Origin of the sequence: Cryobacterium sp. TMT2-18-2, assembly GCF_004402245.1 — a bacterium.
GTDB lineage: Bacteria > Actinomycetota > Actinomycetes > Actinomycetales > Microbacteriaceae > Cryobacterium > Cryobacterium sandaracinum.
This window is the reverse complement of record NZ_SOFU01000010.1, coordinates 92,960-119,783: the sequence shown is the minus strand read 5'-3', so window position 1 is coordinate 119,783 and position 26,824 is coordinate 92,960. Positions and strand designations below refer to the sequence as shown.

Annotated in this window: 22 protein-coding genes; 18 read left to right on the top strand and 4 right to left on the bottom strand. The window is 67.7% G+C overall.

Translation table 11 applies throughout. From position 1 onward, the window contains the following. Positions 1-171: 171 nt before the first annotated feature. On the bottom strand, positions 172-2,004 hold the full coding sequence (locus tag E3O22_RS03335; RefSeq protein WP_134395454.1) for a long-chain fatty acid--CoA ligase: 1,833 nt from the start codon (positions 2,002-2,004) through the stop codon (positions 172-174). A 175-nt stretch (positions 2,005-2,179) separates the two neighbouring features. On the opposite strand from E3O22_RS03335, the gene E3O22_RS03330 reads away from it, so the two are divergent. The 3 genes from E3O22_RS03330 (at position 2,180) to E3O22_RS03320 (ending at position 5,310) form a co-directional block, all read left to right on the top strand. Further along, positions 2,180-3,127, top strand: coding sequence for an ROK family glucokinase (locus E3O22_RS03330; protein ID WP_134395453.1), 948 nt, complete (start codon positions 2,180-2,182; stop codon positions 3,125-3,127). 27 nt (positions 3,128-3,154) lie between these two features. Next, complete coding sequence (locus tag E3O22_RS03325) at positions 3,155-3,844, top strand: 1-acyl-sn-glycerol-3-phosphate acyltransferase (RefSeq protein WP_134395452.1); 690 nt, start codon at positions 3,155-3,157, stop codon at positions 3,842-3,844. A 95-nt stretch (positions 3,845-3,939) separates the two neighbouring features. Further along, complete coding sequence (locus E3O22_RS03320) at positions 3,940-5,310, top strand: class II 3-deoxy-7-phosphoheptulonate synthase (RefSeq protein ID WP_370448424.1); 1,371 nt, start codon at positions 3,940-3,942, stop codon at positions 5,308-5,310. Between the two features lie 74 nt (positions 5,311-5,384). On the opposite strand, the gene pknB is transcribed toward E3O22_RS03320, so the two are convergent. After that, entirely contained in the window at positions 5,385-7,334 is a 1,950-nt protein-coding gene (pknB, locus tag E3O22_RS03315) for a Stk1 family PASTA domain-containing Ser/Thr kinase (protein ID WP_134395451.1), read from the bottom strand. Positions 7,335-7,423: 89 nt separating this feature from the next. Continuing rightward, entirely contained in the window at positions 7,424-8,692 is a 1,269-nt protein-coding gene (locus E3O22_RS03310) for a LysM domain-containing protein (protein WP_241976496.1), read from the bottom strand. A 190-nt stretch (positions 8,693-8,882) separates the two neighbouring features. Between E3O22_RS03310 and E3O22_RS03305 the strand changes: the two genes are divergently transcribed. Then, positions 8,883-9,227, top strand: a complete 345-nt coding sequence (locus E3O22_RS03305) for an Rv2175c family DNA-binding protein (RefSeq protein ID WP_134395449.1) — start codon at positions 8,883-8,885, stop codon at positions 9,225-9,227. 13 nt (positions 9,228-9,240) lie between these two features. Here the strand turns inward: E3O22_RS03305 and E3O22_RS03300 are convergent, their stop codons facing one another. Continuing rightward, complete coding sequence (locus E3O22_RS03300) at positions 9,241-10,362, bottom strand: polyprenyl synthetase family protein (protein WP_134395448.1); 1,122 nt, start codon at positions 10,360-10,362, stop codon at positions 9,241-9,243. Between E3O22_RS03300 and E3O22_RS03295 the strand changes: the two genes are divergently transcribed. From E3O22_RS03295 to ftsZ, 14 genes are all read left to right on the top strand, one after another. Beyond that, complete coding sequence (locus E3O22_RS03295) at positions 10,327-10,818, top strand: DUF3040 domain-containing protein (RefSeq protein ID WP_347232348.1); 492 nt, start codon at positions 10,327-10,329, stop codon at positions 10,816-10,818. The two genes, E3O22_RS03300 and E3O22_RS03295, sit on opposite strands and share 36 nt — an antisense overlap. Before the next feature lie 264 nt (positions 10,819-11,082). Continuing rightward, positions 11,083-11,514 (top strand): division/cell wall cluster transcriptional repressor MraZ, encoded by a 432-nt coding sequence (gene mraZ / locus E3O22_RS03290; RefSeq protein WP_104099528.1) that lies wholly within the window; start codon positions 11,083-11,085, stop codon positions 11,512-11,514. Positions 11,515-11,610: 96 nt separating this feature from the next. After that, positions 11,611-12,564: a 16S rRNA (cytosine(1402)-N(4))-methyltransferase RsmH gene (rsmH, locus tag E3O22_RS03285; RefSeq protein ID WP_134395446.1), complete on the top strand. Its 954-nt coding sequence runs from the start codon at positions 11,611-11,613 to the stop codon at positions 12,562-12,564. After that, positions 12,561-13,163: a hypothetical protein gene (locus E3O22_RS03280; RefSeq protein WP_134395445.1), complete on the top strand. Its 603-nt coding sequence runs from the start codon at positions 12,561-12,563 to the stop codon at positions 13,161-13,163. Before rsmH ends, E3O22_RS03280 begins: the two co-directional genes overlap by 4 nt. A gap of 108 nt (positions 13,164-13,271) precedes the next feature. Then, a complete protein-coding gene (locus tag E3O22_RS03275) occupies positions 13,272-15,050 on the top strand; it encodes a penicillin-binding protein 2 (RefSeq protein ID WP_241976495.1) in 1,779 nt (592 codons plus the stop codon). A gap of 13 nt (positions 15,051-15,063) precedes the next feature. After that, a complete protein-coding gene (locus E3O22_RS03270; protein ID WP_134395444.1) occupies positions 15,064-16,608 on the top strand; it encodes a Mur ligase family protein in 1,545 nt (514 codons plus the stop codon). Next, positions 16,609-18,021 carry a UDP-N-acetylmuramoyl-tripeptide--D-alanyl-D-alanine ligase gene (gene murF / locus E3O22_RS03265; RefSeq protein WP_134395443.1) on the top strand — a complete coding sequence of 471 codons (1,413 nt, stop codon included), beginning with the start codon at positions 16,609-16,611 and terminating at the stop codon, positions 18,019-18,021. It begins immediately after the preceding gene. Beyond that, positions 18,018-19,112 carry a phospho-N-acetylmuramoyl-pentapeptide-transferase gene (mraY, locus tag E3O22_RS03260; protein WP_134395442.1) on the top strand — a complete coding sequence of 365 codons (1,095 nt, stop codon included), beginning with the start codon at positions 18,018-18,020 and terminating at the stop codon, positions 19,110-19,112. Before murF ends, mraY begins: the two co-directional genes overlap by 4 nt. Then, positions 19,094-20,665, top strand: coding sequence for a UDP-N-acetylmuramoyl-L-alanine--D-glutamate ligase (gene murD, locus E3O22_RS03255; RefSeq protein WP_134395441.1), 1,572 nt, complete (start codon positions 19,094-19,096; stop codon positions 20,663-20,665). Before mraY ends, murD begins: the two co-directional genes overlap by 19 nt. Then, complete coding sequence (gene ftsW / locus E3O22_RS03250; protein WP_134395440.1) at positions 20,634-21,875, top strand: putative lipid II flippase FtsW; 1,242 nt, start codon at positions 20,634-20,636, stop codon at positions 21,873-21,875. The genes murD and ftsW overlap by 32 nt, the downstream gene beginning before the upstream one ends. Beyond that, positions 21,872-22,942, top strand: a complete 1,071-nt coding sequence (locus E3O22_RS03245) for a glycosyltransferase (protein WP_134395439.1) — start codon at positions 21,872-21,874, stop codon at positions 22,940-22,942. The genes ftsW and E3O22_RS03245 overlap by 4 nt, the downstream gene beginning before the upstream one ends. Positions 22,943-23,029: 87 nt before the next feature. Continuing rightward, a complete protein-coding gene (gene murC / locus E3O22_RS03240; RefSeq protein ID WP_134395438.1) occupies positions 23,030-24,427 on the top strand; it encodes a UDP-N-acetylmuramate--L-alanine ligase in 1,398 nt (465 codons plus the stop codon). Positions 24,428-24,440: 13 nt separating this feature from the next. After that, a complete protein-coding gene (locus E3O22_RS03235; protein WP_134395437.1) occupies positions 24,441-25,487 on the top strand; it encodes an FtsQ-type POTRA domain-containing protein in 1,047 nt (348 codons plus the stop codon). A gap of 141 nt (positions 25,488-25,628) precedes the next feature. Further along, positions 25,629-26,813, top strand: a complete 1,185-nt coding sequence (gene ftsZ, locus E3O22_RS03230) for a cell division protein FtsZ (RefSeq protein ID WP_134395436.1) — start codon at positions 25,629-25,631, stop codon at positions 26,811-26,813. Positions 26,814-26,824: the final 11 nt, after the last annotated feature.

Below are 26,824 nucleotides of genomic sequence, written 5' to 3'. Positions count from 1 at the left end.
AACGTGCAGAAAAGGCAGTTCTGCGGCAGAATCTCCGTCGAATTGGTTCGACGCCGGGCACGGTGCCGGGGATCCCTGAGCTGCTGGTCCCGACCCAGGCGGCCGGACGACGCGAAACAGGTCCCGTCGCCACTTTGACGACGGGACCTGTTTCGATTGTCGCGGGGACTGCTAGCTGCTGATCGGGTTCGTCCCGGTCACCGGGGCGCCCAGGTACATAGCCTCGATCTGATCCGCGTAGTCGCGCAGGATGATGTCCCGTTTGATGCTCAGCTTCGGGGTCAGGTACCCGGCGGCTTCGGTAAGCTCGGTCGTCAGCACCGTGAATTTGCGGATCGACTCCGCCCGCGACACGTGGTCGTTGGCGTGGTCGATGGCGCGCTGCACCTCGGCGAGAACCTTCGCGTTGACGGATGCCTCGGCCAGCGTCATCCCCGCGTCCTCGCCGTTGTTGTTCAACCAGACCGCGAGCATGTCGGGGTCGAGCGTGACCAGGGCGGCGATGAACGGCTTGCGATCGCCGACGACGACCACCTGGCCGATCAGCGGGTTGGACCGGATCGGGTCTTCCAGCGCAGCCGGAGCGACGTTCTTGCCGCCGGCCGTGACGATGATCTCCTTCTTGCGCCCGGTGATGGTGAGGAAGCCGTCGCCGTCCATGGCGCCGATGTCACCGGTGCGGAGCCATCCGTCGTGGAAGGCGGCCGCGGTGGCCACGGGATTCTTCCAGTACTCCTTAAAGACGTTGACGCCTTTGACCTCGATTTCGCCGTCGTCCAGGACGCGCACCGAGACGCCGGGAAGCGGCGGGCCTACGGTGCCGATCTTGAACTTGGTGGCCAGACCCACGGTGGTCGGCGCGGTCGTCTCGGTGAGGCCGTAGCCCTCCAGGATCTTGATGCCGAGGCTGTGGTAGAAGTGACCCAGGTGCATGCCGAGTGGAGCCGAACCGGAGACGGCGTACTTCACGTTGCCACCCATGGCCGCGCGCAGCTTGCTGTACACCAGACGGTCGAAGAGCGTGAACTTGAGCTTGAGCATCAGCGGAACGCTCTTGCCCTGATCGACCAGCACCGAGTGGTCGACGGCAACCTGGGCGGCCGTCTCGAAGATCTTGCCTCGGCCCGCGGTCAGCGCCTTCTGCTCGGCGGAGTTGTAGACCTTCTCGAACACCCGCGGCACGGCGAGCAGGAAAGTGGGTTTGAAGGTGCCGAGCGATTCGAGCAGCTTCCGGGTATCGGGCTGGTGTCCGACGCGCACACCGGCGTGCACGCAGAGAACCGAGATGAACCGGGCGAAAACGTGCGCGGTGGTGATGAACAGCAGCGTGGAAGCGCCGTTCGCGTCGGTGAGCACCTCTTTCAGCGCCACCGCCGAGTTGCGCGACGTCTCGACGAAGTTGGAGTGGGTGAGCACGCAGCCCTTGGGACGGCCGGTGGAACCCGAGGTGTAGATCAGGGTGGCGATGTCCGAACCCACGGCGAGCGAGCGACGCCGCTCGATTTCGGCATCCGGCACGTCGACCCCGGAGGCCGCGAGCTTGTCGAGGTCACCGAGGTCGATCTGCCAGACCTTCTGCACGCTGCCGAGCTCGGGGTGCACCTCGTCAAAGCGGGAAAAGTGCTCGGCGGTCTCGACGATCACCGCCGCGGCGTCGGAGTCGCCCAGGATCCACTGGATCTGGATCGGGGAGCTGGTCTCGTAAACGGGGACCAGCACGGCACCGGCGAACCAGGTGGCGAAGTCGATCAGCGTCCACTCATACCGGGTCTTGCACATCAAGCCGATTTTGTCTCCGGGCTGGATTCCTGCCGCGACGAGCCCCTTGGCCAGGGCGACGACCTGGGCATGAAACTCCGTGGTGGTGACGGGGGACCAGGCTCCGTTTCTCGGCAGTGAGAACAACACGGAGCCGGGCGTCGCCGTGAGGCGTTCGACCAGGAGATCGGTGACATTGGCTTGTGGGTCTGCGGGAACGATGGCGGGCAGATCGTACTGTTTCACGGTAACTCCTCTGGTACCGGGCGGGCGATTTGCCCCACTCTATCCACGTCACTTCGTGGAAGCAGCCGTTTCGCCTGGCCGTGTCTTGATTCACTACACTCTAGGGGGACGCACCGGCTTCGTTGTCTCGCCTCGCAGAGCGCCCCATTTTATCCATCGACGAAAGAAGTCCGCTGTGCACGCCATTGGTATCGACATCGGCGGCACCAAAATCGCCGCGGCCCTGGTCGACGAATCCGGAACGATCATCCGCTCGGATCGACGCCCGACCACCGCGAGCGATCCTCGCGGGATCGAAGACGCCGTCGTCGACATGATCACGGAGCTCTCGAAGGGCGAGGTGGTCGTCGCCGCCGGGATCGCCGCGGCCGGCTTCATCGACGCCGCCCAGTCCACCGTTTACTACGGGCCCAACGTCAACTGGCGCCACGAGCCGCTTCGGGCCACTCTCGAGGCGCGGCTCGACCTGCCCATCCTGATCGAGAACGACGCGAACGCCGCGGGCTGGGCGGAATTCACCTTCGGCGCCGGCCGGGGCTACACCGACATGGTCACCCTCACCATCGGCACCGGCGTGGGCGGAGCTATCGTCGCCGACAACCGTCTCTTCCGCGGTGGCTTCGGCTGTGCCGCCGAGCTCGGGCATCTGCGCGTGGTGCCCGGCGGTCGCCTCTGCGGCTGCGGCGCCCACGGCTGCATCGAACAGTACGGTTCGGGTCGCGCCCTGCTTCGAATTGCCACCGAGCTGGCGGATGCCGGCGGAATCGGCCTCGGCCTCGCGGCCGCCCGTGAGCGCAAGGGCAAGCTGACCGGCAAAGAGGTCGGCCGGCTGATCCAGGACGGTGACAACGGCGCTCTGGCCGCCCTGCGGCAGGTGGGCGGCTCGCTCGGGCAGGCCTGCGCAAGTCTGGCGGCCGTGCTCGACCCGCAGATCTTCGTCTTCGGCGGGGGCGTCGCCGCTGCCGGTGAACTGTTGCTCGAGCCCATCCGGGCCGCGTACCTCGAAAATCTGCCGGCCAGGGGCTTCCACCCGGAGGCCGAATTCGCCATCGCGCAGCTCGTCAACGACGCCGGTGTCGTCGGTGCCGCCGACCTGGCGCGGAAACACGTTTTCGCGCAGTAGGCTTTCCGGGTTACTGAGGGAGCAACGATGTTCTACTGGCTCATGAAAAACATTGTCATCGGCCCTCTGCTGCTGGCTATCTTCCGGCCCTGGGTGGTCGGGCTCGAGAACATCCCCAAGGAGGGCGGTGTCATCCTCGCGAGCAATCACCTGTCGTTCATCGACTCGGTGTTTCTGCCGCTGGTCGTGCCGCGGCGGGTCGTCTTCCTCGCCAAGAGCGAGTACTTCACGGGTAAGGGGCTCAAGGGCTGGGCGACACGACAGTTCTTCAAGGCCACCGGCCAGCTGCCGATCGACCGGTCGGGTGGCAAGGCATCCGAGGATTCCCTCAACACCGGCCTGCGCGTCCTGGGTGCCGGCGGCGTACTCGGCATCTACCCTGAGGGCACCCGCAGTCCGGACGCGAAGATGTACCGGGGCCGCACCGGCGTGGCACGGATGGTGCTCGAGGCCGAGGTCCCGGTCATCCCCGTGGCCATGATCGACACTGAGAAAGCCATGCCGACGGGCACCCGCATCCCGAAGGTGCGCCGGATCGGCATCGTGATCGGCGAACCCCTCGACTTCAGCCGCTTCGACGGCATGGAAAGCGACCGGTTCGTGCTCCGGTCCGTGACTGACGAGCTGATGTACGAGCTGCAGGCCCTCAGCCGGCAGGAGTATGTGGACGTCTACGCGACCAGCGTGAAAGAAAAGCGGGCCAGCCTGACCCGATAGAATCAGACGGTTGCCCAGGGGCCGAGAGACCCCGACCCGATAGCCCGGCCCACAATTTTTTTTTTCGCCGGACCAGACAAAAAAGGAATAGTCCCGTGGTAGACCCCACCGAACCAGTCGTGCTCGCAGACCGATCTGTGGTTGCCGGCCTGGACTATTGGCGCACCCTCCCGATCAAGCAGCAGCCGACCTGGCCCGACGCGGATGCGGTTGCCGCGGCATCTGCCGAACTATCCACGCAGCCGCCGCTGGTCTTCGCCGGCGAGGTCGACATTCTACGGAACCGGCTCGCCGAGGCCGCCAGCGGCCATGCCTTCCTGCTGCAGGGCGGCGACTGCGCCGAGACGTTCAGCGGCGCCACCGCGGAGCAGATCCGCAACCGGGTCAAGACCGTGCTGCAGATGGCCGTCGTGTTGACGTACGGCGCGTCGATGCCCGTGATCAAGATGGGCCGGATGGCCGGCCAGTTCGCCAAGCCACGCTCCAGCGATTTCGAGACCCGGGGTGGCGTCACCCTGCCGGCCTACCGCGGCGATATCGTCAACGGCTACGATTTCACACCCGAATCGCGCGAGGCCGACCCGGCCCGCCTGGTCAAGGGCTACCACACCGCCGCCTCCACCCTCAATCTGATCCGTGCCTTCACGCAGGGCGGTTTCGCCGACCTGCGCCAGGTGCACAGCTGGAACCAGGGCTTCGCCGCAAACCCGGCCAACCAGCGCTACGAGAAGGTGGCCAAGGAGATCGACCGCGCGATCAAGTTCATGATCGCGTGCGGCGCCGACTTTGAGGCCATGCGTCGGACGGAGTTCTACACCAGCCACGAGGGTCTGCTGATGGACTATGAGCGTCCGATGACCCGGATCGATTCCCGCACGGGCACGCCGTACAACACATCGGCGCACTTCATCTGGATCGGGGAGCGCACCCGTGACCTTGACGGCGCGCACGTCGACTTCCTCTCCCGGGTGCGCAACCCGATCGGGGTCAAGCTCGGTCCGAGCACGTCAACCGACGACATGCTGCGACTGGTCGACAAGCTTGACCCGAACCGCGAACCCGGTCGTCTCACGTTCATCACCCGGATGGGTGCGGGAAAGGTGCGCATCGCCTTGCCGCCGCTGCTGGAGGCGATCAAGGCCAGTGAGGCCAAGCCGCTCTGGGTCACCGACCCGATGCACGGCAACGGTGTGACCACGCCCACCGGGTACAAGACCCGTCGTTTCGACGACGTCGTCGACGAGGTGCGCGGCTTCTTCGAGGCGCACCGCAGCGTCGGTACACACCCGGGCGGCGTTCACGTCGAACTTACCGGCGACGACGTCACGGAGTGCCTGGGTGGTTCCGAGCACATCGACGAGGCCGCGCTGGCGACCCGCTACGAGTCGCTCTGCGACCCGCGCCTGAATCACATGCAGTCGCTCGAGCTCGCCTTCCTGGTCGCCGAGGAGCTCGCCGCTCGCTGACCGGTCCCCGCGGCCCCGGGTGCCCGGTCCGGCAGGGGAACCGGCGGGTTCGGCCGCCCGGCCGTGACGGCTGTCTAGCCGAACGGGTTCGTCGGCTTGAGGGTGATGGTGCTGTTCTTGGGCGCGTCGGTGCCGGCTTCGGGATTCGTCGAAGCGACGCTCAGGAGCGGTGCGATGGCATCCGCGCCGAGATTGTAGCTCAGCTTGAATCCCAGGTCGGTGAGCACCTGCTTGCCCTCGTTCCACGGGAGGCCGACGATGTTGGGCACCGTGACGGGTGCCGGGCCGAGGGAGGTGGTGAGTGCATAGGTGCCGCCGGTGCGTACGGGACCCTCGTTCACGGGGGCCGCGCTTACGACGTCGCCCTCGGCGATCGACTCACTGTAGACCTCGTCGCCGGGGGTGACGAGCAGCCCCTTCTCCGCCAGGATCGCGGTGGCTTCCTTGACGGATTTGCCGGACACGTCCGGTACGGGGCCGAGTGAGAGGACCAGATTGACGTTCATGCCCACGAAGTAGTCCCCCCCCTGGGAGACGTCCCCGGCGTCGGTTTCGCGGCTCGCGGAGATGACCAGGCCCGATTCCACGGTGTCGTCGAAGAGGGAATCGGTCGCCCCGATGCCTGCCTTCAGCTCCGTGACGGCGGAGGTCGCAGCATCGGCCGTCAATCCCGCCAGCACGGGCAGCACGATCGGCTGCGGGCCCTGGGATACACGCAGCGTCACCGTGCTGCCCTTCGCCACGCGGGTGCCCGAATCCGGGTTGGTGCTGGAGACGAGGCCGGCGGGGATGGTGCCGCTGAACTCGGTGCCGAGCTCCGCCTCCAGCCCGAGTCCGGTGAGCTGGGCGGTGGCGTCGTCGGGGGACACCGAGACGAGGGCGGGAATCGGCACCTCCGAGCCGGGGCCGTTGCCGAAGAACCAGCCGGTTCCGCCGGCAAGGGCTGTCAGCATGAGCACCAGCGCGAAGAGCCAGAAACCGCGGAACTTGCGGGTGCGGGCCTTGTCGGCCAGGAGAATGGTGGTGGCGGGTGCCGAGGCAGTAGCCGCCGTGGCCACGCCGGCCACCGCCGGGGCGAGCGGGGCACCGCCGAGGATCTGGGTGTCCGCGTCGGCCACCGCTGCGGTCACGCCGCCGGGCAGCACCATGGTTGCGGATTGTCCGGTCGCCGGGGGAGCCGGGCGCACGAGCTTGTCGAGGTCGAGCAGCTGATCGAGCATGACACGTGCGTCCCGGGGGCGCTGCTCCGGGTCGCGGGCGGTGGCCCAGAGCACCAGTTCGTCGAGCTCGTGCGGAATCGCGGGTATCCGCGCGCTCGGCATGGGTACGGTGTCGTTCGCATGCTGGTAGGCGATCTGCATGGGCGCTTCGCCCACATAGGGCTGCTCGCCGGTAAGCATCTCGTAGGTCATGATGCCGAGCGCGTAGATGTCGCTGCGGGCATCCGCGATGCCCCGCGTGACGAGTTCGGGGGAGAGGTAGGCGATCGTGCCGAGCAGGGCCTGCCCGGTGGCCGTGTTGTTGTTGACGGCCCGGGCGAGCCCGAAGTCGCCGATCTTGATGCGGCCGTCGTCGGCCAGGAGAACGTTCTCCGGTTTGAGATCGCGATGCACGATTCCCGCTTTGTGCGCGGCGGCGAGGCCCGAGAGCACCGCCTCGAGGATGTCCATCGTCTGCTCACTGGTGAGCCGGCCGTAGTCCTTGAGCAGGTCGCGCAGAGTGATGCCGGGCAGGTATTCCATGACCAGATAGGCCATATCGGCATCCTGGCCCTGGTCGTAGACGTTGACCACGTTCGGGTGCGCGAGCCGGGCGGCCGAGCGGGCCTCCTGCACGAACCGGGCCTTGAACGTGTTGTCGTCGGCGAGATGCCCGTGCATGATCTTGATGGCGACCCGGCGTTCGAGGCGCAGGTCGGTCGCGAGGTACACGGTGGCCATGCCACCGCGGGCGATCCGGGAGCGCACCTGATAGCGGCCGTCTATCAGACGGCCGACCATGGGATCGGCAGGGGTATCGCTCACTAGTCGAGTCTAGGGATTGCGAAGCCGTTCCCTGTGCCGGAACACTCGCAAGTCAGGGTTTTCACGCCTGAGCGGATGCGAGCTGCAGGTCAGCCGAGATCGGCCAGCCAGGCCCGGGCCGATGTTTCCCACTTCGCGTAGTGGTTGGGGTGAGCCGAGATCTGCACGGTCTGCGCGGCCTCGGTCACGGTCATCGACTCCCAGCCGGGGATGTCGAGCAGTCCGCGCGTGATGCCGGGGTTGGGGTTCACGGGGCCGCCGAAGAAGGCGAGGCTGGCCCGCTCCGGGTCGAGCACCTGCTCGGGCGTTCCCCAGCCGAAACTGGGGCGTTGCTGGAAGAGGCCGAGGGAGTCGCGGTCGCCGTACTGCACGTTGCGCAGCCCGGATTCCTGGGCCGCGGCGGCCAGGGCGATCACGATTGCGGAGTCGCCGGCACCCGCGCGGCGACCGCTCGCGATGATGATTTCGGCGTGCCGGCGCATGTCCTCGCTGAGCGGCGTGACCTCGCCGGGCGCTGCAGACGGCGCAGGGACGGCCTCCTCGATGAGGATCGCCGATTCCATCGCCGGCGCCGTGTGAACGGAGCCGGACGGGATCGACAGGACCTGGCCGGGGTAGATGATGCTGGTCCAGCCGAGGCCGTTGGCGTCGAGCACGGATTGCACCGAGACGCCCGCCGCGGCCGCGAGGGCTCCGATGGTCTCGCCGGCGGCGATCGTGTGCGTGCCGGAAACATTCAGCGGGGCGACGGCTGCGGCCGGCACGGCCGAGACCGGCGCGGCACCCTCGCCCGGCGGCAGCACGACGGCCTGTCCGGGGAAGATGATGCTGCCCGCGTCGAGCCCGTTCACGCGGAGCAGGGCCCCGAGGGAGAGCCCGTGCGCGGCGGCAACGCCGGAAAGCGTGTCCCCGCTCTGGATCAGGTACCGCGAGATCTCGGCGGCGACGGGCGCCGGAACCGGAGCGGACGGCTGCGCCAGGCCGGCCAGGGTCAGCATCTGGCCCGGGAAGATCAGCGCGGACCAGCCAAGGCCGTTGAGGGCGAGCACGGATGCGGTGGAGAGACCGAATCGTCCGGCCACGCTGCTCACGGTGTCGCCGTCGACGACCTGGTACTGGCTCGGCGCCGCGGCGGCGGCGATACTCTGCCGGCCTGGGTCGGCGGGCACCGCGGCCGGTAGGATGCTCTTGCTCTTCAGCGTCTTCTTCGCGATGGTGGCGGCTTCCGCCGGCGACGCCAGGTTCAGGCTGATCGCGATCGTGCTGATCAGCACGAGCGGGACGGTGACCAGGACGCCCAGACCCCGTCGTTCGGTGGCGTGCCGGTGGCGGCCCTCGCCGGGCGTCGAAGAATTCACGTTGCTGGTGCTGCTGGCTGGACTGTTCCTGCTGGCTGGTGCCGACATTCCGCTCCCGTCGATTGCATGCGACAGCGGTGCTGGCACAGTATTAATCAGTCAAGCAGGTTGGCCCCCATTCTGGGCAACAACACGCGCGTTTGCGCCCTGAGAGTTTGTCCGGCCTGTCGAATCATGGGAGGCTTGATGAGTGACCGAATCGTTCTCAGATCAAGAGTGGCTGTCCATCCCCGACCTCGTCCGGGTGCTCGGCGTCAGCCAGAGCCGCGTGCGTCAGCTGATCGACGACAAGCAGCTGCTCGCCATGCGCCGTGACAACGGCCCCTTGCAGGTTCCCGCCGCGTTCATCAGGGACGGTGCCCCGCTGCCCGAGCTGCGCGGCACCCTGATCGTGCTATCCGACGACGGCTTCAGTGACGAGCAGGCGATGCGCTGGCTCCTTGAGGTCGACGGCAGCCTCGGCGTCCCCCCGGTCCAGGCACTGCTCGCCGGCCGTAAGGCCGAAGTGCGCCGGGTCGCCCAGGCGCTCGCCTGACTTTTCAGTGCTCCTAGAACGCGCGGCGGGTCACCGTCTCGGCCAGCTCCATCAGCCGCGTCGTGACCGCGTCGCTGATCGGTGACCCCTCGAGAGCTGCGAGGGCCTCGGCGACGTTCGAGTCGATCAGCGCCTCGATCCGCTCGACGGCGCCGCTGTCCACGATGGTGCGCTGCAACATCCCGATCTGTGCTTCCGTCAGCAGGGGGTCGCCGAGGAGCGCGTCCAGGTCATCGCGGGCCGTGTCCGTCAGGTTCTCCCGCGCCAGAGCGACCAGTACGGTGCGTTTGCCCTCGCGGAGGTCGTCGCCGCTCGGTTTGCCGGTGACGGAGGCGTCGCCGAACACCCCGAGCAGGTCGTCCCGAAGTTGGAATGCGATGCCGAGCGGCAGTCCGAAGGCACGCAGGGCGTCGAGGTGGTCCGGGCCGGCGCCGGCCAGGGCTGCGCCGATCACGAGCGGCGCCTGCACGCTGTACTTGGCCGACTTGAAGACGATGACCCGCAGCGCCCGGTCGAAGAGCTCCGATTCGGGCTGGGTGAGCCAGGCGCGTTCTTCGAAGATGTCGAGGTACTGGCCCACGGTGACCTCGGTGCGCATCCGGTTGAATTCTATCCGTGCCCGGACCGCGGCCGACGCGTCGGGGGCTGCCGCGAGCCCCTCGTCGAGCAGCTCATCGCTCCAGCCCAGCAGGAGGTCGCCGAGAAGGATTCCGGCGGCCCGGCCGAACGCGACCTGGCTGCCTGCCCAGCCGCTTTGGCCGTGCATGCCCTCGAACAGTTTGTGGGCGGAGGCCGCGCCGCGCCGGGTGTCCGAATTATCGATGATGTCGTCGTGCACGAGCGCTGCCGCATGAAAGATTTCCAGGGCCGCCGCCGCGGAGATGACCGGCACCAGCGCGGTCAGGGCGGGGTCGGAATCCCCGTTCGCACCAGCGGATCCGCTTGTGCCGACGCTCTGCCAGCCCCAGTAGCAGAACAGCGCACGGAAGCGTTTGCCACCGCTGAGAAACTGCCGTGAGAACTCCACCAGCGGCGTGAGATCGGGGCTGATGGTAGTCACAATTGGTAAACGGGTTTCGAGGAATTCGTCGATGCGAGAATGAACCAGATCGATCAGATGATTGCTTTGCGCCACTTGCCTAGCCTAGCCATCACGGCGGGGTTAGAATCGGTGGAGCACAGCGCGATCCCAAACAGGAGGAATGAGATGCCGCTTTCGGAACAAGAGCAGCGACTCCTCGAAGAGATGGAGCGCGGCCTATACCACAATGACGCCGACTTCGTGGCGACCGTCGGCGGCAGCAGCCTCCGGCCCGACTACCGCTCGATTTCCATCGGGGTTCTGGCCGCGGTTGCCGGCATCGGTGCTCTCATCGCCGGCGTGGCTATCCAGCAGCTCTGGCTCGGCGTCCTCGGCTTCATTATCATGTTCGCCGGGGTGTTGATCGCGACCACGCCCAGCAAGTCCGCCCGGCGGATGTCCGCAGCCGCTCCGCGCTCCCGTCCGAACCAGCAGCAGAGGTCGTCTCAGCGCGGTTTCATGGATCGGATGAACGAACGCTGGGATCGCCGCCAGGACGGCCAGCAGTAACCTCCTCACCACCTTTCCACCGCACTTTCGCTCCACCGCACCTCGCAGACAGGGCCGATCATCCGATCGGCCCTTTTTTTGTGCCTGAAAATGGCGCGAAGTGAATCCCGTTGTTGAATATCCATCCACCCTGCTCTTCCCCGTGTTCATGCGGATCAGTGGGGAGAATTTCTCCAATATTTGGGCGTTTATTCTGTTTAGTGGATCAAAGTGGAGTAAAGTGGAGCAAGATCTGGACCGTGACCGGATGAGAGGGGGAGATGAATGTTCTTTGGCACGTACGCCCCCAAGCTCGACGAAAAAGGACGCATCATCCTTCCCGCGAAATTCAGGGACGAGCTGTCTCCCGGGATCGTCATGACCCGAGGCCAGGAGAACTGCCTCTACGTGTTCACGACCCGGGAGTTCGAGGCGTACTACGCGAAGATCTCCCAGGCGCCGCTCACGGACCAGAGCGGGCGCTCCTTCAGTCGCATGATGTTCTCCGGCGCGAGCGCAGAGCAGCCCGACAAGCAGAACCGGGTGACCATCCCCGCGAACCTGCGCGCCTGGGCCGGGCTCGATCGGGACCTCACCGTGATCGGCGCCGGCAACCGGGTCGAGATCTGGGACACCGCCGCCTGGGACGCGTACCTCTCCGAACAGGAAGAACCATTCGCCAACATCACGGAGGAGGTGATTCCGGGACTCATCTAGCTCCTGACGCCTGACTCCCAGCCGTTCTGCCTGACACACTTCCCCGGTGGCAGAGACGAATGGATGGGGATCAGGAATCAGGATCCACCCGGGACTATGGCCATCAACGACATCCACACCCCAGTCCTGCTCGACCGCTGCGTCGAGCTGCTCGCACCGGCACTGGAACAACCCGGCGCCGTGCTCGTCGACGCCACTCTTGGCATGGGCGGGCACGCCGAGGCGTTCCTGCAGCGATTCCCCGGGCTCGTCCTGGTCGGACTCGACCGGGATCTCGACGCCCTCGCGATCGCCGAGGAGCGGCTGAAGCCGTTCCGCGACCGGGTTCACCTCGTGCACACCGTCTACGACGGTATCCAGGACGCGCTGGCCGGCCTCGGCATCCGCGAGGTGTCCGGCGTGCTCTTCGACCTCGGCGTGTCCTCGCTCCAGCTCGACCGGGTCGAGCGTGGTTTCTCCTATTCCAAGGATGCGCCGCTGGACATGCGCATGGACAACACCAGCTCGCTGACGGCCGAGCGCATCCTGGCCACGTACAGCGAGCAGGACCTGCGCCGGATCTTCCACGAGTACGGCGAGGAGAAGCTGGCGGCACGCTACGCCAAGGCCATCGTCGAGGCCAGGGAGACCACCCCGTTCGTGCGGTCGGCCCAGCTGGTCTCCGTGATCACCGCCGTCACACCGGTCGTCGTTCAGCGCGCCGGACACCCCGCGAAGCGGGTCTTCCAGGCGCTGCGCATCGAGGTCAACCAGGAACTCGCCGTGCTCGAGCGCGCCATTCCCGCAGCGCTCGATTCGGTCGCGGTCGGTGGGCGCATCGTCGTCATGGCCTACCAGTCCCTCGAGGACCGGATTGTGAAGAAGACCCTGGCGAAGGCATCCGGCTCCACCGCCCCTGCCGGATTGCCGATTGAGCTTCCCGAACACAAACCACTGTTCAAACTTCTGATCCGAGGCGCCGAACTGGCCTCGGACGAGGAAAAGGCGAGAAACCCGCGCGCAACGCCGGTTCGCCTTCGCGCCGCCGAGCGACTGAGGAGAGCCGCATGAGTGACAATCTCGCACGCGTCCTACGACCCGCCTGGGAGAGCACCCCCGACGCCGCTCCGGTGTCGGAGCCTCGCCACATCCAGATCGTGTCGCCGCGCAGCCAGCGACACGCGCGGCCGAAAATCGTCTACGCCCTATCGGCCGTCACCGGCGTGGCGGTCATCGTGATCGCCCAGTTGCTGCTGAGCGTCGGGATCTCCCAGTCCGCCTACGAGGTGTCCCGGCTGCAGGCCAGCCAGGTCGAACTCGGACGCACGGCGGAGAGCGTGACCGAGGACCTCGTGCGGGTGTCCTCCCCGCAGAGCCTGGCCGCGAACGCGGAAGCGCTCGGCATGGTCACCAACTCCAATCCGTTGTTCCTGCAACTGTCCGACGGCGCCGTGCTCGGCGCCCCGGCCTCGGCCAGCGGAAGCCAGGCCGGGACGGCGAGTCTGGTGCCGAACTCACTCCTGGCCGGCGTACCTTTGATCACGGAACTGCCGCAGAACAGCGGCCAGGGAGCCAGCCTCGGCGGTTCACCGGCCGAGGTCCCCGCGGCGGTCGCCCCGGTTGCCCCGGCAGCCGAACCCAACGCTCTGCCGACGCCCACGACCCGCTAGCCCGCCCCGCCTCGCCCGTCTCGCGAGGGACGTCCCGCCCGACCTCCCGTTAGTTGCGTTCCCAGAACGCGCCCAACCCGCGGCCCCGGCCGCAGTAAGGAATCAGAGGTGGCGAGCAGCTCTCGGTCCAGCAGGCGGCGCAGTGCCGCGACGATCCTGATCCTGCTCGTGTTCGTGGCCGTGTTCGTGGTCAGGCTCGTCGACATCCAGGTCGTGCGCGCCGAGACGCTCAGCGCCGACTCGCTGGGCAACCGGTCGGTCGAGCAGCCCGTCTATGGAGCCCGCGGAGACATCGTCGACACGAACGGGGTCGTCCTGGCCGGCACGGTCATGCGGTACAACATCACCCTGTCCCCGCGGAACGCCGCGGAATTCGACCGCACCACCGACGATGGCGACGTGACCGTGACTGTCGCCCAGGCGGCCGCGGAGGTGGGCGCCCTCACCGGGCAGACCGGTGACGAGATCCTCCGGATCATCTCCGGCTCCCTGGCCGCCGACAAGGACTCCGACTACGCCGTCGTCGTGCGGGCCGTGGACGTCTCGGTGTTTCGGGCCATCGACCAGCTCGACATCCCGTGGATGTACGCCGAGAAGAACCCGGGCCGGGTCTACCCGGACGGCGCCGTGGCCGGCAACCTGGTCGGATTCGTCTCCTCCGGGGGTGAGGCCCAGGCCGGCATCGAGCTCGGGCAGGACGCCTGCCTCGCGAGCACCAACGGCACGGAGACCTATGAGAAGGGTGCGGATGGCGTGCGCCTGCCCCAGAGCACCGTCACCACGGCCCGGGCTAAGGACGGCGGCGATGTCGTCACGACCATCGACTCCGACCTGCAATGGTTCGTGCAGCAGGTGCTGGCCGAACAGGCCGTCGCCACAGGCGCGGCCTGGGGCAACGTGGTGGTGCAGGAGGTGAAGACCGGGAAGCTCGTCGCGGTCGCCGACTACCCGTCGGTCGACCCCAACAACGTCAACGGCACCCCCGACGCTGAGGACCGCGGCTCCCGGGCCTTCACCGCCCCCTTCGAGCCCGGTTCTACGTACAAGGCGCTGACCACGGCATCCGTTCTCGACGCGGGGGCCGCCACCCCGCTGAGCCGGGTCGTCGCGCCGTACCGGTACCTGCCGCCCAACGGGGCCAACGTGAACGATAGCTCCAACCACGCCGACCTGAACCTCACCCTCACGGGCGTGATGATCGAGTCATCGAACACGGGCATGTCGAAGTTCGGCGAGTTGATCAGTGACCAGCAGCGCTACGACTATATGAGTAAGTTCGGTGTGGGCTCGGCCTCGGAGTCCGGATTCCTCGCCGAGGAATCCGGCACCCTTCGCCCCTTCGAAGATTGGGACAACCAGACCAAGTACGCGACCATGTTCGGTCAGGGGCTCACCACCACGGCCATTCAGGTCTCCAGCATCTACCAGACCCTGGCCAACAACGGCGTGCGGATGCCCGTGCAGCTGGTCGCAGGCTGCCGCCACGCTGACGGCAGCATGACCGACGTGCCCGAAGCGGTCGGCACCCCGGTCGTGTCGGCCGCCGCCGCCCGGGAGACCGCAGACATCCTCGAGATGGTCTACCAGAAAGCCTGGCTGGCCAAGACGTGGGAGATTCCGGGCTACCGGGTGGGCGCGAAGACGGGGACAGCGCAGATGCCCGATGGTCAGGGTGGGTACACTAAGGGGTATTTGGTGTCGGTCTCCGGCTTCGCTCCGGGCGACGATCCGCAGTATGTCGTTTCGGTCAGCCTCGCCGATCCTGTTAAACTGAACTCTTCCGCGGCATCTGCTCCGATCTTTCAAGAGGTCATGAGTCAGGTGCTGAAGAAGTACCGGGCAGTCCCCTCGGGCGCCGCCGCGCCTGCCCTTCCCGGTACCTGGTAAGAAAGCGAGCCCCGTGACCGAATTGGCACCCTCGGCTCTCCGTCCTCAGCATCCGGTCCCCAGATCGTTGTCGGGACTGGTCGATGAATTCGAACTGTACGTGCACGGCGATGTCGATGGCCTCGAGGTCACCGGCGTGAGCCTGAGCTCCCGAACCGTTCAGCCCGGAGACCTCTATGTCGGCGTTCCCGGGCGGGCGAGTCATGGCGCGTCCTACGCCGCCGGCGCCCGCGAGTCCGGCGCGGTCGCGATTTTGACCGATGAGGCCGGGGCGGTACTGGCCGCCGACAGCGGCCTGCCGATCCTGGTGACCCCGGACGCGCGCGCCGCGCTCGGTGCCGTCGCCGCCTGGATCTACCGCACCGACGCCAATCCGGCCACGCTCTTCTCCGTCACCGGAACCAACGGCAAGACCAGCGTGGTCTACCTCCTCTTCGCCCTGCTGAACCAACTGGGCGTCGTGGCCGGGCTCACTTCGACGGCCGAGCGCCGCATCGGCGACCTCGCCGTGGTGAGCTCGCTGACGACCCCGGAGGCAACCGAGCTGCACGCCCTCCTCTCCCGCATGCGAGAGGCCGAGGTGCGCGCCGTTGCGATCGAGGTGTCCGCCCAGGCGCTGACCCGCCACCGCGTGGACGGGCTCGTCTTCGACGTCGCCGGGTTCACGAATCTGAGTCACGACCACCTCGACGACTACGCGGGCCTCGACGAGTACTTCCAGGCCAAACTCGAGCTGTTCCAGCCTGACCGCTCCCGGCGGGGCGTCATCACGGTCGACTCCGACTGGGGCCGCCGGATCGTCGACGAGTGCCGGATCCCCGTCACCACCCTGAGCAGCAACCCGGATGTCGCCGCCGACTGGCACATGTCCATCGTCTCCGAGAGCGCGCTGTACACCGAGTTCCTGCTCGAGGGTCCCGAGGGGCGCCGCCTGCAGACCCGGGTTCCCCTGGTTGGCTGGTTCATGGCCGCCAACGCGGCCCTGGCCATCCTGATGTTGGTCGAATCCGGCTACGACCTGGAGGCGATCGCCCATTCCCTCGATCGTGACGGCGGAATCGACGTCTATATCCCCGGGCGCGCCGAGCGCATCTCCGGGGACACCGGTCCGCTCGTCTACATCGACTACGGGCACAGCCCGGACGCGTTCCTGAACACCCTCGCGGCCATTCGCAAGTTCACGACCGGTCGCCTGATCATGGTTTTCGGCGCGGACGGCGACCGCGACACCACCAAACGGGCCGATATGGGTGCCATCGCGGCCCGCGGGGCGGATGTCGTTGTCATCACCGACTTCCACCCTCGGTTCGAAGACCCCGCGGCCATCCGTGCCACGCTTCTCACTGCCGCCAGGGAGGCTGTGCCCGGCGGCGAGTTCTATGAGGTGCCCGACCCCCGAACGGCGTTCCGGACGGCGCTCTCCCTAGCGAAAGAAGGCGACGCGATTTTGTATGCGGGACCAGGCCATGAAAATTATCACGAGGTTGCCGGCGTGAAGATTCCGTACTCCGCCCGGGACGATTCCCGCCAGGCGCTGCGCGATGCGGGGTGGCTGTAGATGATCGCGCTGACCCTGGGCCAGATCGCCCTGGCCGTCGACGGAACGCTCCACCTGGACGGAACTTCTCGGAGCATCGACTCGGTGACCGACGGAATTGTGCACACCGACTCGCGCGACACCGTTCCCGGCTCCATCTTCGTGGCCAAGCCCGGTGAGGTGACCGACGGTCACCTCTTCGCTCCGGCCGCCGTCGATCGCGGCGCCACCCTGCTGATCGTCGAACGACACCTTGATCTCCCCGTCGCGCAGATCGTCGTGCCGGACGCCGTGCTCGCCCTCGGCGCCCTCGCCACCGACGTCGTGGCCCGCGTGCGGGAAGCCGGCAACCTCAAGATCGTCGCCGTCACCGGATCCAACGGCAAGACCACGACGAAGAACCTGCTCCGCGCCGTGCTCGAACGTGTCGGCCCCACCGTCGCGGCCCGCGCATCTTTCAACAACGAGGTCGGCGCGCCGCTGACCATGCTCGAACTGACCCGCGACACCCGTTTCCTGGTGGCGGAGATGGGCGCGAGCGGTGTCGGCGAGATCGCCCGGCTCATCCGGATGGCCCGTCCCGATATCGGGATCGTGCTCAAGGTCGGCCTCGCCCACGCCGGCGAATTCGGAGGTATCGAGGCCACGGTCCGCGCGAAGACCGAAATGGTCACCGAGCTGCTGGCGACGGATGTCGCGGTGCTGAATACCGACGACCCGCGCGTCGCCGGTATGGCCGCCTCCACCCGGGCCCGGATCGTCTGGTTCGGTCAGTACGGCGAGGAGGGAGTGCGCGCGACCGCGGTGCACGCCTCCGCGTCCGGAACGACGTTCACGCTGCACCTGGCCTCGGGCCAGTCCCGCCCGGTGGCGTTCCAGGTGCTCGGCGAACACCATGTCATGAACGCCCTGGCCGCCGCCGCCGCCGCCGAGATCCTGGGGGTCCCGATCGACGACATCGTCTCCGCCCTCGAATCCGTGCAGACCGCCGAACGTTGGCGCATGCAGGTCATGGGCGGCCGGGACGGGGTGACCGTCATCAACGACGCCTACAACGCCAGCCCGGACTCCATGACGGCGGCACTCAAGACCCTCGCCCAGATCGGTGTTCCCGGCCGGCGCACCATCGCGGTTCTCGGCGAGATGAGCGAGCTGGGCGAACTGGCTGGTGAGGAGCACGACCGGGTCGGGCTGCTCGCCGTGCGCCTCAACATCTCCCAGCTCATCGTCGTCGGGCGGGGCGCCCGGCGCATGCACATCAGCACCATCAACGAGGGATCCTGGGACGGGGAGTCGGCCTTCGTCGAGAATGCCGACGATGCCTTCGACCTGCTCTGCGCCACGGTGCAACCGGGGGACACCGTGCTGGTGAAATCCTCCAATTCCGCCGGCCTGAGATTTTTGGGCGACCGTCTGGGAGAGTGGTTCTCGTGAGAGCACTTTTGATGGCCGGAGCCTTCTCCCTCGTCTTTACCCTGTCGCTGACGCCGCTGTTCATCCGGCTGTTCAAGAAGCTGGGCTGGGGACAGTTCATCCGCGACGACGGCCCGCAGAGCCACCACGCCAAGCGCGGCACGGCCACCATGGGTGGCATCATCATCATCCTCGGCGCCGTGGTCAGCTATTTCTCGGCGATGTGGCTGACCGGGTCCCCGGTCACGGCGTCGCCGCTGCTGGTGCTGTTCATGATGGTGGGCCTCGGCATGGTCGGCTTCGTCGACGACTTCCTGAAAACGCGCAACCAGCGCAGCCTCGGGCTCGGTGGTTGGGCCAAGATCACCGGCCAGGTTCTCGTGGCCGGCACGTTCGCCATCCTGGCCATCCAGTTTCCGAACGCCAACGGCGTCACGCCGGCGTCGACCCAGATCTCGTTCCTACGAGATCTGCCGCTGGACTTCATGCAATTGGGCAGCATCATCGGCATCTCCCTGTTCGTGCTGTGGATCTGTCTGATCGTGACGGCCACGTCCAACGGCGTCAACGTCACCGACGGCCTCGACGGGCTCGCCACCGGGTCGTCGATCCTGTCGATCGGCGCGTTCATCGTGATCGGCTTCTGGCAGTCCAACCAGGCCCGCTTCGGGGGCGCGGATATCTCCGACCTCTACCGCGCCTACGACGTTCGGGACCCGCTCGACCTGGCCATCGTCTCCGCGGCCATCGTCGGCGGCCTGATCGGCTTCCTCTGGTGGAACACCTCGCCGGCCAAGATCTTCCTGGGCGACACCGGTTCGCTCGGCATCGGCGGCGCCCTCGCCGCCCTGGCCATTCTGAGCCGCACCGAACTGCTGCTCGTGCTGATCGGCGGCCTGTTCGTGATCGAGGCCGGGTCGGTGATCGTGCAGCGCGCCTACTTCAAGGTGACCCGCGGCCAGCGCATCTTCCTGATGAGCCCCATCCATCACCACTTCGAGCTCAAGGGGTGGGCCGAGGTCACCGTGGTGGTGCGTTTCTGGATCATCGGCGGGCTGCTCGTGGCCGCCGGCGTCGGCACCTTCTACCTCGAATGGCTGACCGCCGAGTGACCGGTCGACACTCGGACGACGCCGAGCCCACTGCAGCGGATGCCGCACGCCTTGACGCCCTCACGAGCTGGCACGCCGACTGGTCCGGCCTGCGCGTGGCCGTGCTCGGTCTGGGCGTCACGGGTTTCGCGGCCGCCGATACCCTCGCCGAGCTGGGAGCCGATGTGCTCGTTGTGGCCGGCGATGCTCCCGCCGATACCATCCGCCTGCTCGACGTGATCGGGGCGCAACTGGTGCAGGCGGCGCCCGGCATCGTGCCGGACGAACTGACCCGGCACCGCCCGGAGGTTCTGATCGCCTCGCCCGGCTACCATCCCGACCACGCTCTGCTGCTCTGGGCCGCTGAGGCCGGGGTCCCGGTCTGGGGAGACATCGAGCTGGCCTGGCGCCTGCGGGACAAGGTCGGGCCCGCAGCCGAGTGGATCCTCGTCACCGGCACCAACGGCAAGACCACCACCGTGCAGCTGACGGCCACCATGCTCGCCGCCGCCGGCCTGCGCGTCGCACCCTGCGGCAACATCGGTGTGCCCGTCCTCGACGCCGTACGCGACCCGCAGGGCTGGGACGTGCTCGTGGTCGAACTCTCCAGCTACCAGCTTCACCACCTGCCCCGCACCGGTCCCGGCGCCCTCCTGCCGTTCTCCAGCGTCTGCCTCAACATCGCCGACGACCACCTCGACTGGCACGGTTCGGCCGAGGCGTACCGCGATGCGAAAGCCACCGTCTACGCCAATACCCGGGTGGCCTGCGTCTACAACAAGGCGGATGCCGCGACCATCCGCATGGTCGAGGACGCCGACGTGCAGGAGGGCGCCCGGGCGATCGGCTTCGGTCTCGGCGCCCCCGGGCCCAGCGACTTCGGCATTGTCGAGGGCATCCTCTGCGACCGCGCGTTCCACGAGGACCGGTTCGAGACCGCCATCGAGATCACCACCGCGCCGGAACTCCGGGCCCGCGGGCTCAGCGCGCCGCACCTGCTCGCCGACATCCTCGCCGCCAGCGCCCTGGCCCGGTCCTTCGGTGTCGCGCCCGGTGTCATCCACGACGCCCTGGCGGGTTTCCACCTCGACGCGCACCGGATCGAGATCGTGGCCGAGTTTGCCGGCATCCGCTGGATCGACGACTCGAAGGCGACCAACCCGCATGCGGCGGATGCTTCGCTCAGCGCTTTCGAGACCGTCGTCTGGCTGGTCGGCGGCCTGCTCAAGGACGTCGACGTCGATGATCTGGTGGCCCGGCACGTCGGCCACCTGCGCGGGGCCGTGATCATCGGAGCCGACCGCTCCGTGTTACGGGACGCATTCGCGCGACACGCGCCGGAGCTGCCGGTGTTCGAGATCGACGCCGACGACACTGGTCAGGTGATGCCCGGGGCGGTCCGCCTCGCGGCCGGTCTCGCAGAAACCGGCGATGTCGTGCTGCTGGCTCCGGCCGCGGCGTCGATGGACCAGTTCACCGACTACGCCCAGCGGGGCCGGTTGTTCGCAGAAGCCGTACGGGAGCACCTGGGAGGTGAGGCGGATGAAGACTCCGCCTCGAACCCCGGCGCCTAGGGAGGCCGAGCCCGTCGCCTCCACCCGGATTCATTTCGGCCGGGTGTTCAAGTCCGAGTCCGCGAGCTATTTTCTGCTGCTCGGCACGACACTGTTCCTCGTCGTGTTCGGCTTGGTCATGGTGCTGTCCTCTTCCTCGGTCGACTCCTACCTGGAGAACACCGGCTTCTTCGGCACCGTGTTGCGCCAGGGGGGATTCGCGCTGATCGGCGTTCCAGTGATGCTGATGATCAGCCACCTGCCGCTGAAGTTCTGGCAGCGTGTGGCCTGGCCGATGCTCATCGTCGCCTGCCTCCTGCAATGCCTGGTCGTGTTCACGCCGCTGGGCGTCGAGGTGGCCGGCAACACCAACTGGCTGTCCGTCGGCGGAGTCCAGTTCCAGCCCTCCGAGGCGATCAAACTCGCCCTCGTCGTCTGGCTGGGCATGATCCTGTCGCAGAAGGAGAACCGGCTCGACGACTGGCGCCACGTGTACATTCCGGTCTTCGGCGTGGGCGGCGGCGCCGTGCTGCTCGTGCTCATCGGCGGTGACCTCGGAACCGTCCTGATCATGGCCGGTATCCTTTTCGGAGCCCTGTTCTTCGCCGGCGTGCGACTGCGCCTCCTGGCAGTGCCTCTCGGCGCCGGGGTCGTGCTCGCGGTTCTGATGGCGTTGACGAGCACAAACCGGATGACCCGCATCCTGAGCTTCATGGGAGCCGGCTGCGAAGAGCTCGATGGCCCCATCTCGGCACCCTGCTGGCAGCCGCTGCACGGCACCTGGGCACTCGCCAACGGCGGGATCTTCGGCGTCGGGCTCGGCAACTCCAAGGCCAAGTGGTCCTGGCTGCCGGCGGCCGACAACGACTACATTTTCGCCATCGTCGGCGAGGAACTCGGACTGATCGGGGCCATCGTCGTCCTATTCATGTTCATCCTGCTGGCCTTCGCGTTCCTGCGCATCATGCGCACCAGCACGAGCCTGCAGGCCCGCGTGTCGACGGCCGCCGTGCTCGTCTGGCTGATCGGCCAGGCCTTCGTCAACATCGGCGTGGTCCTGGGCGTGTTCCCGGTGCTGGGTGTTCCGCTCCCGCTGGTCTCCGCCGGAGGCACCGCCCTGCTCACGACCCTCGGCGCGATCGGCATCGTGCTCTCATTCACCCGGGGCGACCAGGCGGAGCCGCCACGACGCAGCTCCATGTCACCCGACACGTCAGGAGCCCGACAGTGACCACCTATCTGCTGGCCGGGGGCGGAACCGCCGGCCACGTGAACCCGTTGCTGGCCGTCGCCGACACCATTATGAGCCGGGAACCGGATGCGACGGTCATCGTTCTCGGCACCCAGGAGGGCCTCGAGGCCCGCCTGGTGCCGGCCCGCGGCTACGAGCTCGTCTTCGTTCCCCGACTGCCTTTCCCACGCCGGCCGAACCGACAGGCCCTCACCTTTTTGCCACGGCTGAACCAGGCCATTGGCGATGTGGCCGATCTGATCCGGTTCCGCACGGTCGACGTCGTCGTCGGGTTCGGCGGCTACGTCTCGACTCCGGCCTACTTCGCGGCGCGCCGGGCGGGGGTGCCGATCGTCATCCACGAGGCCAATTTCCGGGCCGGGCTGGCCAACCGGCTCGGCGCCTGGTTCACCCGCCACGTCGCGGTGGCCTTTCCCGGCACCCGGATCCGCCACCCGCACGTCGTCGGGATGCCGCTGCGACCCGAGATCGCCGAGCTTGACCGGGCTCAGGCGCGCCCGGAGGCCCTGACGTTCTTCGGCCTCGACGCCGACCGCCCCACCCTGCTGGTCACCGGCGGATCCCTGGGCGCTCGGCGCCTGAACAACACCATCGCTTCCTCGGCTCCCGGTCTGATCATGGCCGGTTGGCAGGTGCTGCACATCACCGGCGAGAAGTCGGAGGTGACAGACCCAGGTCTGCACCACTACCGTCTGATCTCCTACTGCGACCGGATGGACCTGGCGCTGTCCGCGGCGGACTTCGCGGTGTCCCGGGCCGGTGCCGGAACCGTGTGCGAACTCAGCGCCCTCGGCATCCCGGCCGTCTACGTGCCCTACCCCGTCGGCAACGGCGAGCAGCGCTTCAACGCGGCCGACGTCGTGGGCGCCGGCGGCGGGATCCTCGTCGACGATGCGGACTTCCTGCCGAACTGGGTGCAGCACGAGCTCGTTCCCGTGCTCACCGACCGGGAGCGCGTGCGCCGGATGGGCGTCGCGGCGGCATCCGTCGGGGGACTCGACGGCTCGGCGCGAATGACCGACTTCATCCACGCCGCCCTCGCGTAGTCACAGCGGCTAACGTTGTTTCAGCACCAGAACACCAGCACCGAACGCACACCAGCATTCGTCTCCGACTGAGAAGAGCCCGCAACCGTGATCAAGCCCGACCTGAACCTCACCATTCCCCGTGACCTCGGCACGGTGCATTTCGTGGGCATCGGCGGCTCCGGGATGAGCGGGATCGCCCGGCTGTTCCTCGCCGCCGGGCATACCGTGACCGGCTCGGATGTGCGCGAGTCCGACAACGTGCTCGCCCTGCGCGAGCTGGGAGCGCACATCGCGATTGGCCACGCCGCGGAGAATGTCGGCGAAGCCGACAGCCTCGTCGTCACGGGGGCACTCTGGCAGGACAACCCGGAATACGTGCTGGCGAACGAACGCGGCCTGCCCGTGCTGCACCGCTCCCAGGCGCTGGCCTGGCTGATCGAGAAGCACCGACTCGTCGCCGTCGCGGGCGCCCACGGCAAGACCACCTCGACCGGCATGATTGTGACCGGCCTGCTCGGCCTGGGCACGCATCCCAGCTTCGTCAATGGCGGTGTGATCGAATCGCTCGGCGTGTCGGCCGGCGCGGGCACCGACGACCTCTTCGTGGTCGAAGCCGACGAGTCGGACGGCTCGTTCCTGCTCTATAACACGGCCGTCGCCCTGGTCACCAACGTCGACCCTGACCACCTCGACCACTACGGTTCGCTTGAGGCCTTCGAGGCCGCGTTCGTCGAATTCGCACAGAACGCGACCGAGTTCGTGGTCATCTCCTCCGACGACGCCGGCGCGGTCAGCGTGACGGGCAAGCTCGCCGGCAAACGGGTCATCACCTTCGGCGAGGACGCCGCGGCCGACGTGCGCGTGCACTCGGTCGTCACCGACGGACCGGTGCGTTTCGGCGTGGCCTGGGCCGGAAGCGACTACTTCGCCACCCTCCGAATCCCGGGCCGGCACAACGCCATCAACGCCGCCGGCGCCTTCGCGGTGCTCGTCGGCCTCGGTTTCGCCCCGGAGGCGTCCCTGGCCGCCGTCTCGGAATTTGGCGGCACCGAGCGCCGCTTCGAATTGCACGGCACCGTGGGTGGGGTCAGCGTCTACGACGACTACGCCCACCACCCCACCGAGGTGGCCGCGGCGCTGTCCGCCGCCCGCACGGTGGTCGGCGGCGGTCGGATCATCGCCGTGCATCAGCCGCATCTCTACAGTCGCACTCGGCTGTTCGCCCAGGAATTCGCCCAGACGCTCGAGGAGAAGGCGGACCAGACCGTCGTCCTCGGCGTGTACGGCGCCCGGGAGGACCCGGAGCCCGGCGTGACCGGCGCCCTCGTTTCCGACCGGTTCACGGATGCCGGCAAGGTCGTCTACGTGCCCGACTGGCAGGAGGCCGCCGACTACGTCGCCTCGATCGCCCGGGACGGCGACTTCGTCGTCACCCTCGGCTGCGGCGACGTCTATCGGATCGTTCCCCAGCTGCTCGCCTCGCTCACGCAGGCGCGCGGATGACCCGCCGACGAGCATGAAGCGGCCCGAGGGCTACGACCGTCCTCCGGCCGGCGCTGAGCGGGCCGCCGGGCCGAAGGCGACCGCCGCGAACAGCGCGGGGGCGAAGCCTGCCGCAGCGAAGACAGGCCGTCCCAAGCCGGGAGGACGCCAGTCGAGCGGTCACAGCGACCACGCGGACACCGAGCCGATCACGCTTCCCGCCGACCCGATCGCACCCGTGTCCCGGCTGCGGGCGCCGGACTCTTCCCCTTCCTCCGCGCCCGCACCCACGGAGCTCCGCGACTCTGCGCTGACTCCGGCCGGGGCCAGACGCAAGCTCCGGGCCGCCCGTCGTGCCCGCAAACTCTATGAGCGGGAGGAGGTGCGCCGCTTCACCTGGCGCTCCCGCCGGCGGCGCAACGTCTGGCTGGCGGCGCTCGGCACCCTCGCCGCGCTCGTCGCCTTCGTGCTCGTCGGCACCTTCTCGCCCCTGATGGCGCTGCGCACCATTGAGGTCGTCGGGGCGAACCGGGTGCCGGCCGAGCAGATCCAGTCCGCCCTCGACGGCCAGCTGGGTACACCGCTGCCGCTCGTGGACTTCGCCGAGGTGAAACAGGAGCTGTCCGCCTTCACCCTGATCCAGAGCTACGTCACCGAGAGCCGTCCGCCGAACACCCTCGTCGTGCGTATTGTCGAGCGGGAGCCCGTCGGCGCCCTCGTGACCGAGTCCGGGTTCGACCTGGTCGACGCGGCCGGCGTAGTGATCCAGAGCGGCGCGGAGCGCCCCGCCGGGTACGCCACGATCGATGCGCGGGCCGGGGTCGGCAGTGCCGGCTTCCGGGCGGCGGCGGCCGTGATCGCGGCCCTGCCGGCAGACATCCGTTCCACCCTCGACACCGTCACCGCCGCCACCACGGACGACGTCACCCTCACGCTCGTGGGCGGCGCGCGCGTCGTGTGGGGGAGTGCGGAGAAGTCGGACTTCAAGGCGGTCGTGCTCGCGGCCCTGATCGTGAGCCACCCGATCGGCAGCGTCGGTGAGTACGACGTGTCCTCCCCGGACAGCGCCGTTCTCCGCTGAGATGTTGGTTGGATCTTCGCGACACGCGGGCGCGCCTCCCCGAGCCTGATCGACTGGCGCATAACTTTCTAAACAGGAATTGCATACTCAGCATAACTTTAAACTTCGACAAGAGGTTTAGGGTTCCACCGGAGGCCGGACGTGTCAACAACAAATCAGAACTACCTCGCAGTCATCAAGGTTGTTGGAATCGGTGGCGGCGGTGTCAACGCCGTCAACCGCATGATCGAGCTTGGCCTCCGCGGAGTCGAGTTCATCGCCATTAACACGGATGCCCAGGCGCTGCTGATGAGCGACGCCGACGTCAAACTCGACGTGGGCCGCGATCTCACCCGAGGCCTGGGCGCCGGCGCCGACCCTGAGGTCGGCCGCCGCGCCGCCGAAGACCACGCAGAAGAAATCGAAGAGGCTCTGGCCGGCGCGGACATGGTCTTCGTCACGGCCGGCGAGGGTGGTGGCACGGGCACCGGCGGTGCGCCGGTCGTCGCCCGCATCGCCAAGTCCATCGGCGCGCTCACCATCGGTGTCGTCACCAAGCCCTTCGGCTTCGAGGGCAAGCGCCGCCAGGCTCAGGCCGAGGCCGGCGTCGCCTCCCTCAAGAATGAGGTCGACACCCTCATCGTCGTGCCGAACGACCGTCTGCTGGAGATCAGCGACCGCGGCATCAGCATGCTCGAGGCCTTCGCCACGGCTGACCAGGTGCTCCTCGCCGGCGTGCAGGGCATCACCGACCTGATCACCACCCCCGGCCTGATCAACCTCGACTTCGCCGACGTCAAGTCGGTCATGCAGGGTGCCGGCTCCGCGCTGATGGGTATCGGCTCGTCCCGCGGCGCGGACCGAGCCATCAAGGCGGCCGAACTCGCCGTTGCGTCCCCGCTGCTCGAGGCCTCGATCGACGGTGCCCATGGCGTGCTGCTCTCGATCCAGGGTGGCTCCAACCTCGGAATTTTCGAGATCAACGACGCCGCTCGCCTCGTGCAGGAAGCCGTGCACCCGGAAGCCAACATCATCTTCGGTGCGGTCATCGACGACACCCTGGGCGACGAGGTGCGGGTCACCGTCATCGCTGCCGGATTCGACGGCGGTGAGCCCGGTGCCAAGGCGGTCGAGGTGCGCCGCGCAGACCTGGTCGCCGCCGGCGTCGCGGCCGGCGCGGGTGTGGGCACGGCGGGCGCTGCGGCGGTCGGCGCGACCGACTCGGCTCCCTACACGGATGCCGCAGCCTCGTCGGTCTGGTCCGGCGTCGAGCCGGGTGCGGCCGTGGCCGACCCGGCCTTCGAGGAAGACCCGGACGACCTGGACATCCCGGACTTCCTCAAGTAGTGCCGCAGGCA

Excerpts from the sequence above, each read along its gene's own strand:
- E3O22_RS03325 (WP_134395452.1), top strand. The coding sequence starts at position 3,155 with ATGTTCTACTGGCTCATGAAAAACATTGTCATCGGCCCTCTGCTGCTG.
- E3O22_RS03295 (WP_347232348.1), top strand. The coding sequence starts at position 10,327 with ATGAACCAGATCGATCAGATGATTGCTTTGCGCCACTTGCCTAGCCTA.
- mraZ (WP_104099528.1), top strand. The coding sequence starts at position 11,083 with ATGTTCTTTGGCACGTACGCCCCCAAGCTCGACGAAAAAGGACGCATC.
- rsmH (WP_134395446.1), top strand. The coding sequence starts at position 11,611 with ATGGCCATCAACGACATCCACACCCCAGTCCTGCTCGACCGCTGCGTC.
- E3O22_RS03280 (WP_134395445.1), top strand. The coding sequence starts at position 12,561 with ATGAGTGACAATCTCGCACGCGTCCTACGACCCGCCTGGGAGAGCACC.
- murF (WP_134395443.1), top strand. The coding sequence starts at position 16,609 with ATGATCGCGCTGACCCTGGGCCAGATCGCCCTGGCCGTCGACGGAACG.
- murD (WP_134395441.1), top strand. The coding sequence starts at position 19,094 with ATGGCTGACCGCCGAGTGACCGGTCGACACTCGGACGACGCCGAGCCC.
- ftsW (WP_134395440.1), top strand. The coding sequence starts at position 20,634 with ATGAAGACTCCGCCTCGAACCCCGGCGCCTAGGGAGGCCGAGCCCGTC.
- E3O22_RS03235 (WP_134395437.1), top strand. The coding sequence starts at position 24,441 with ATGAAGCGGCCCGAGGGCTACGACCGTCCTCCGGCCGGCGCTGAGCGG.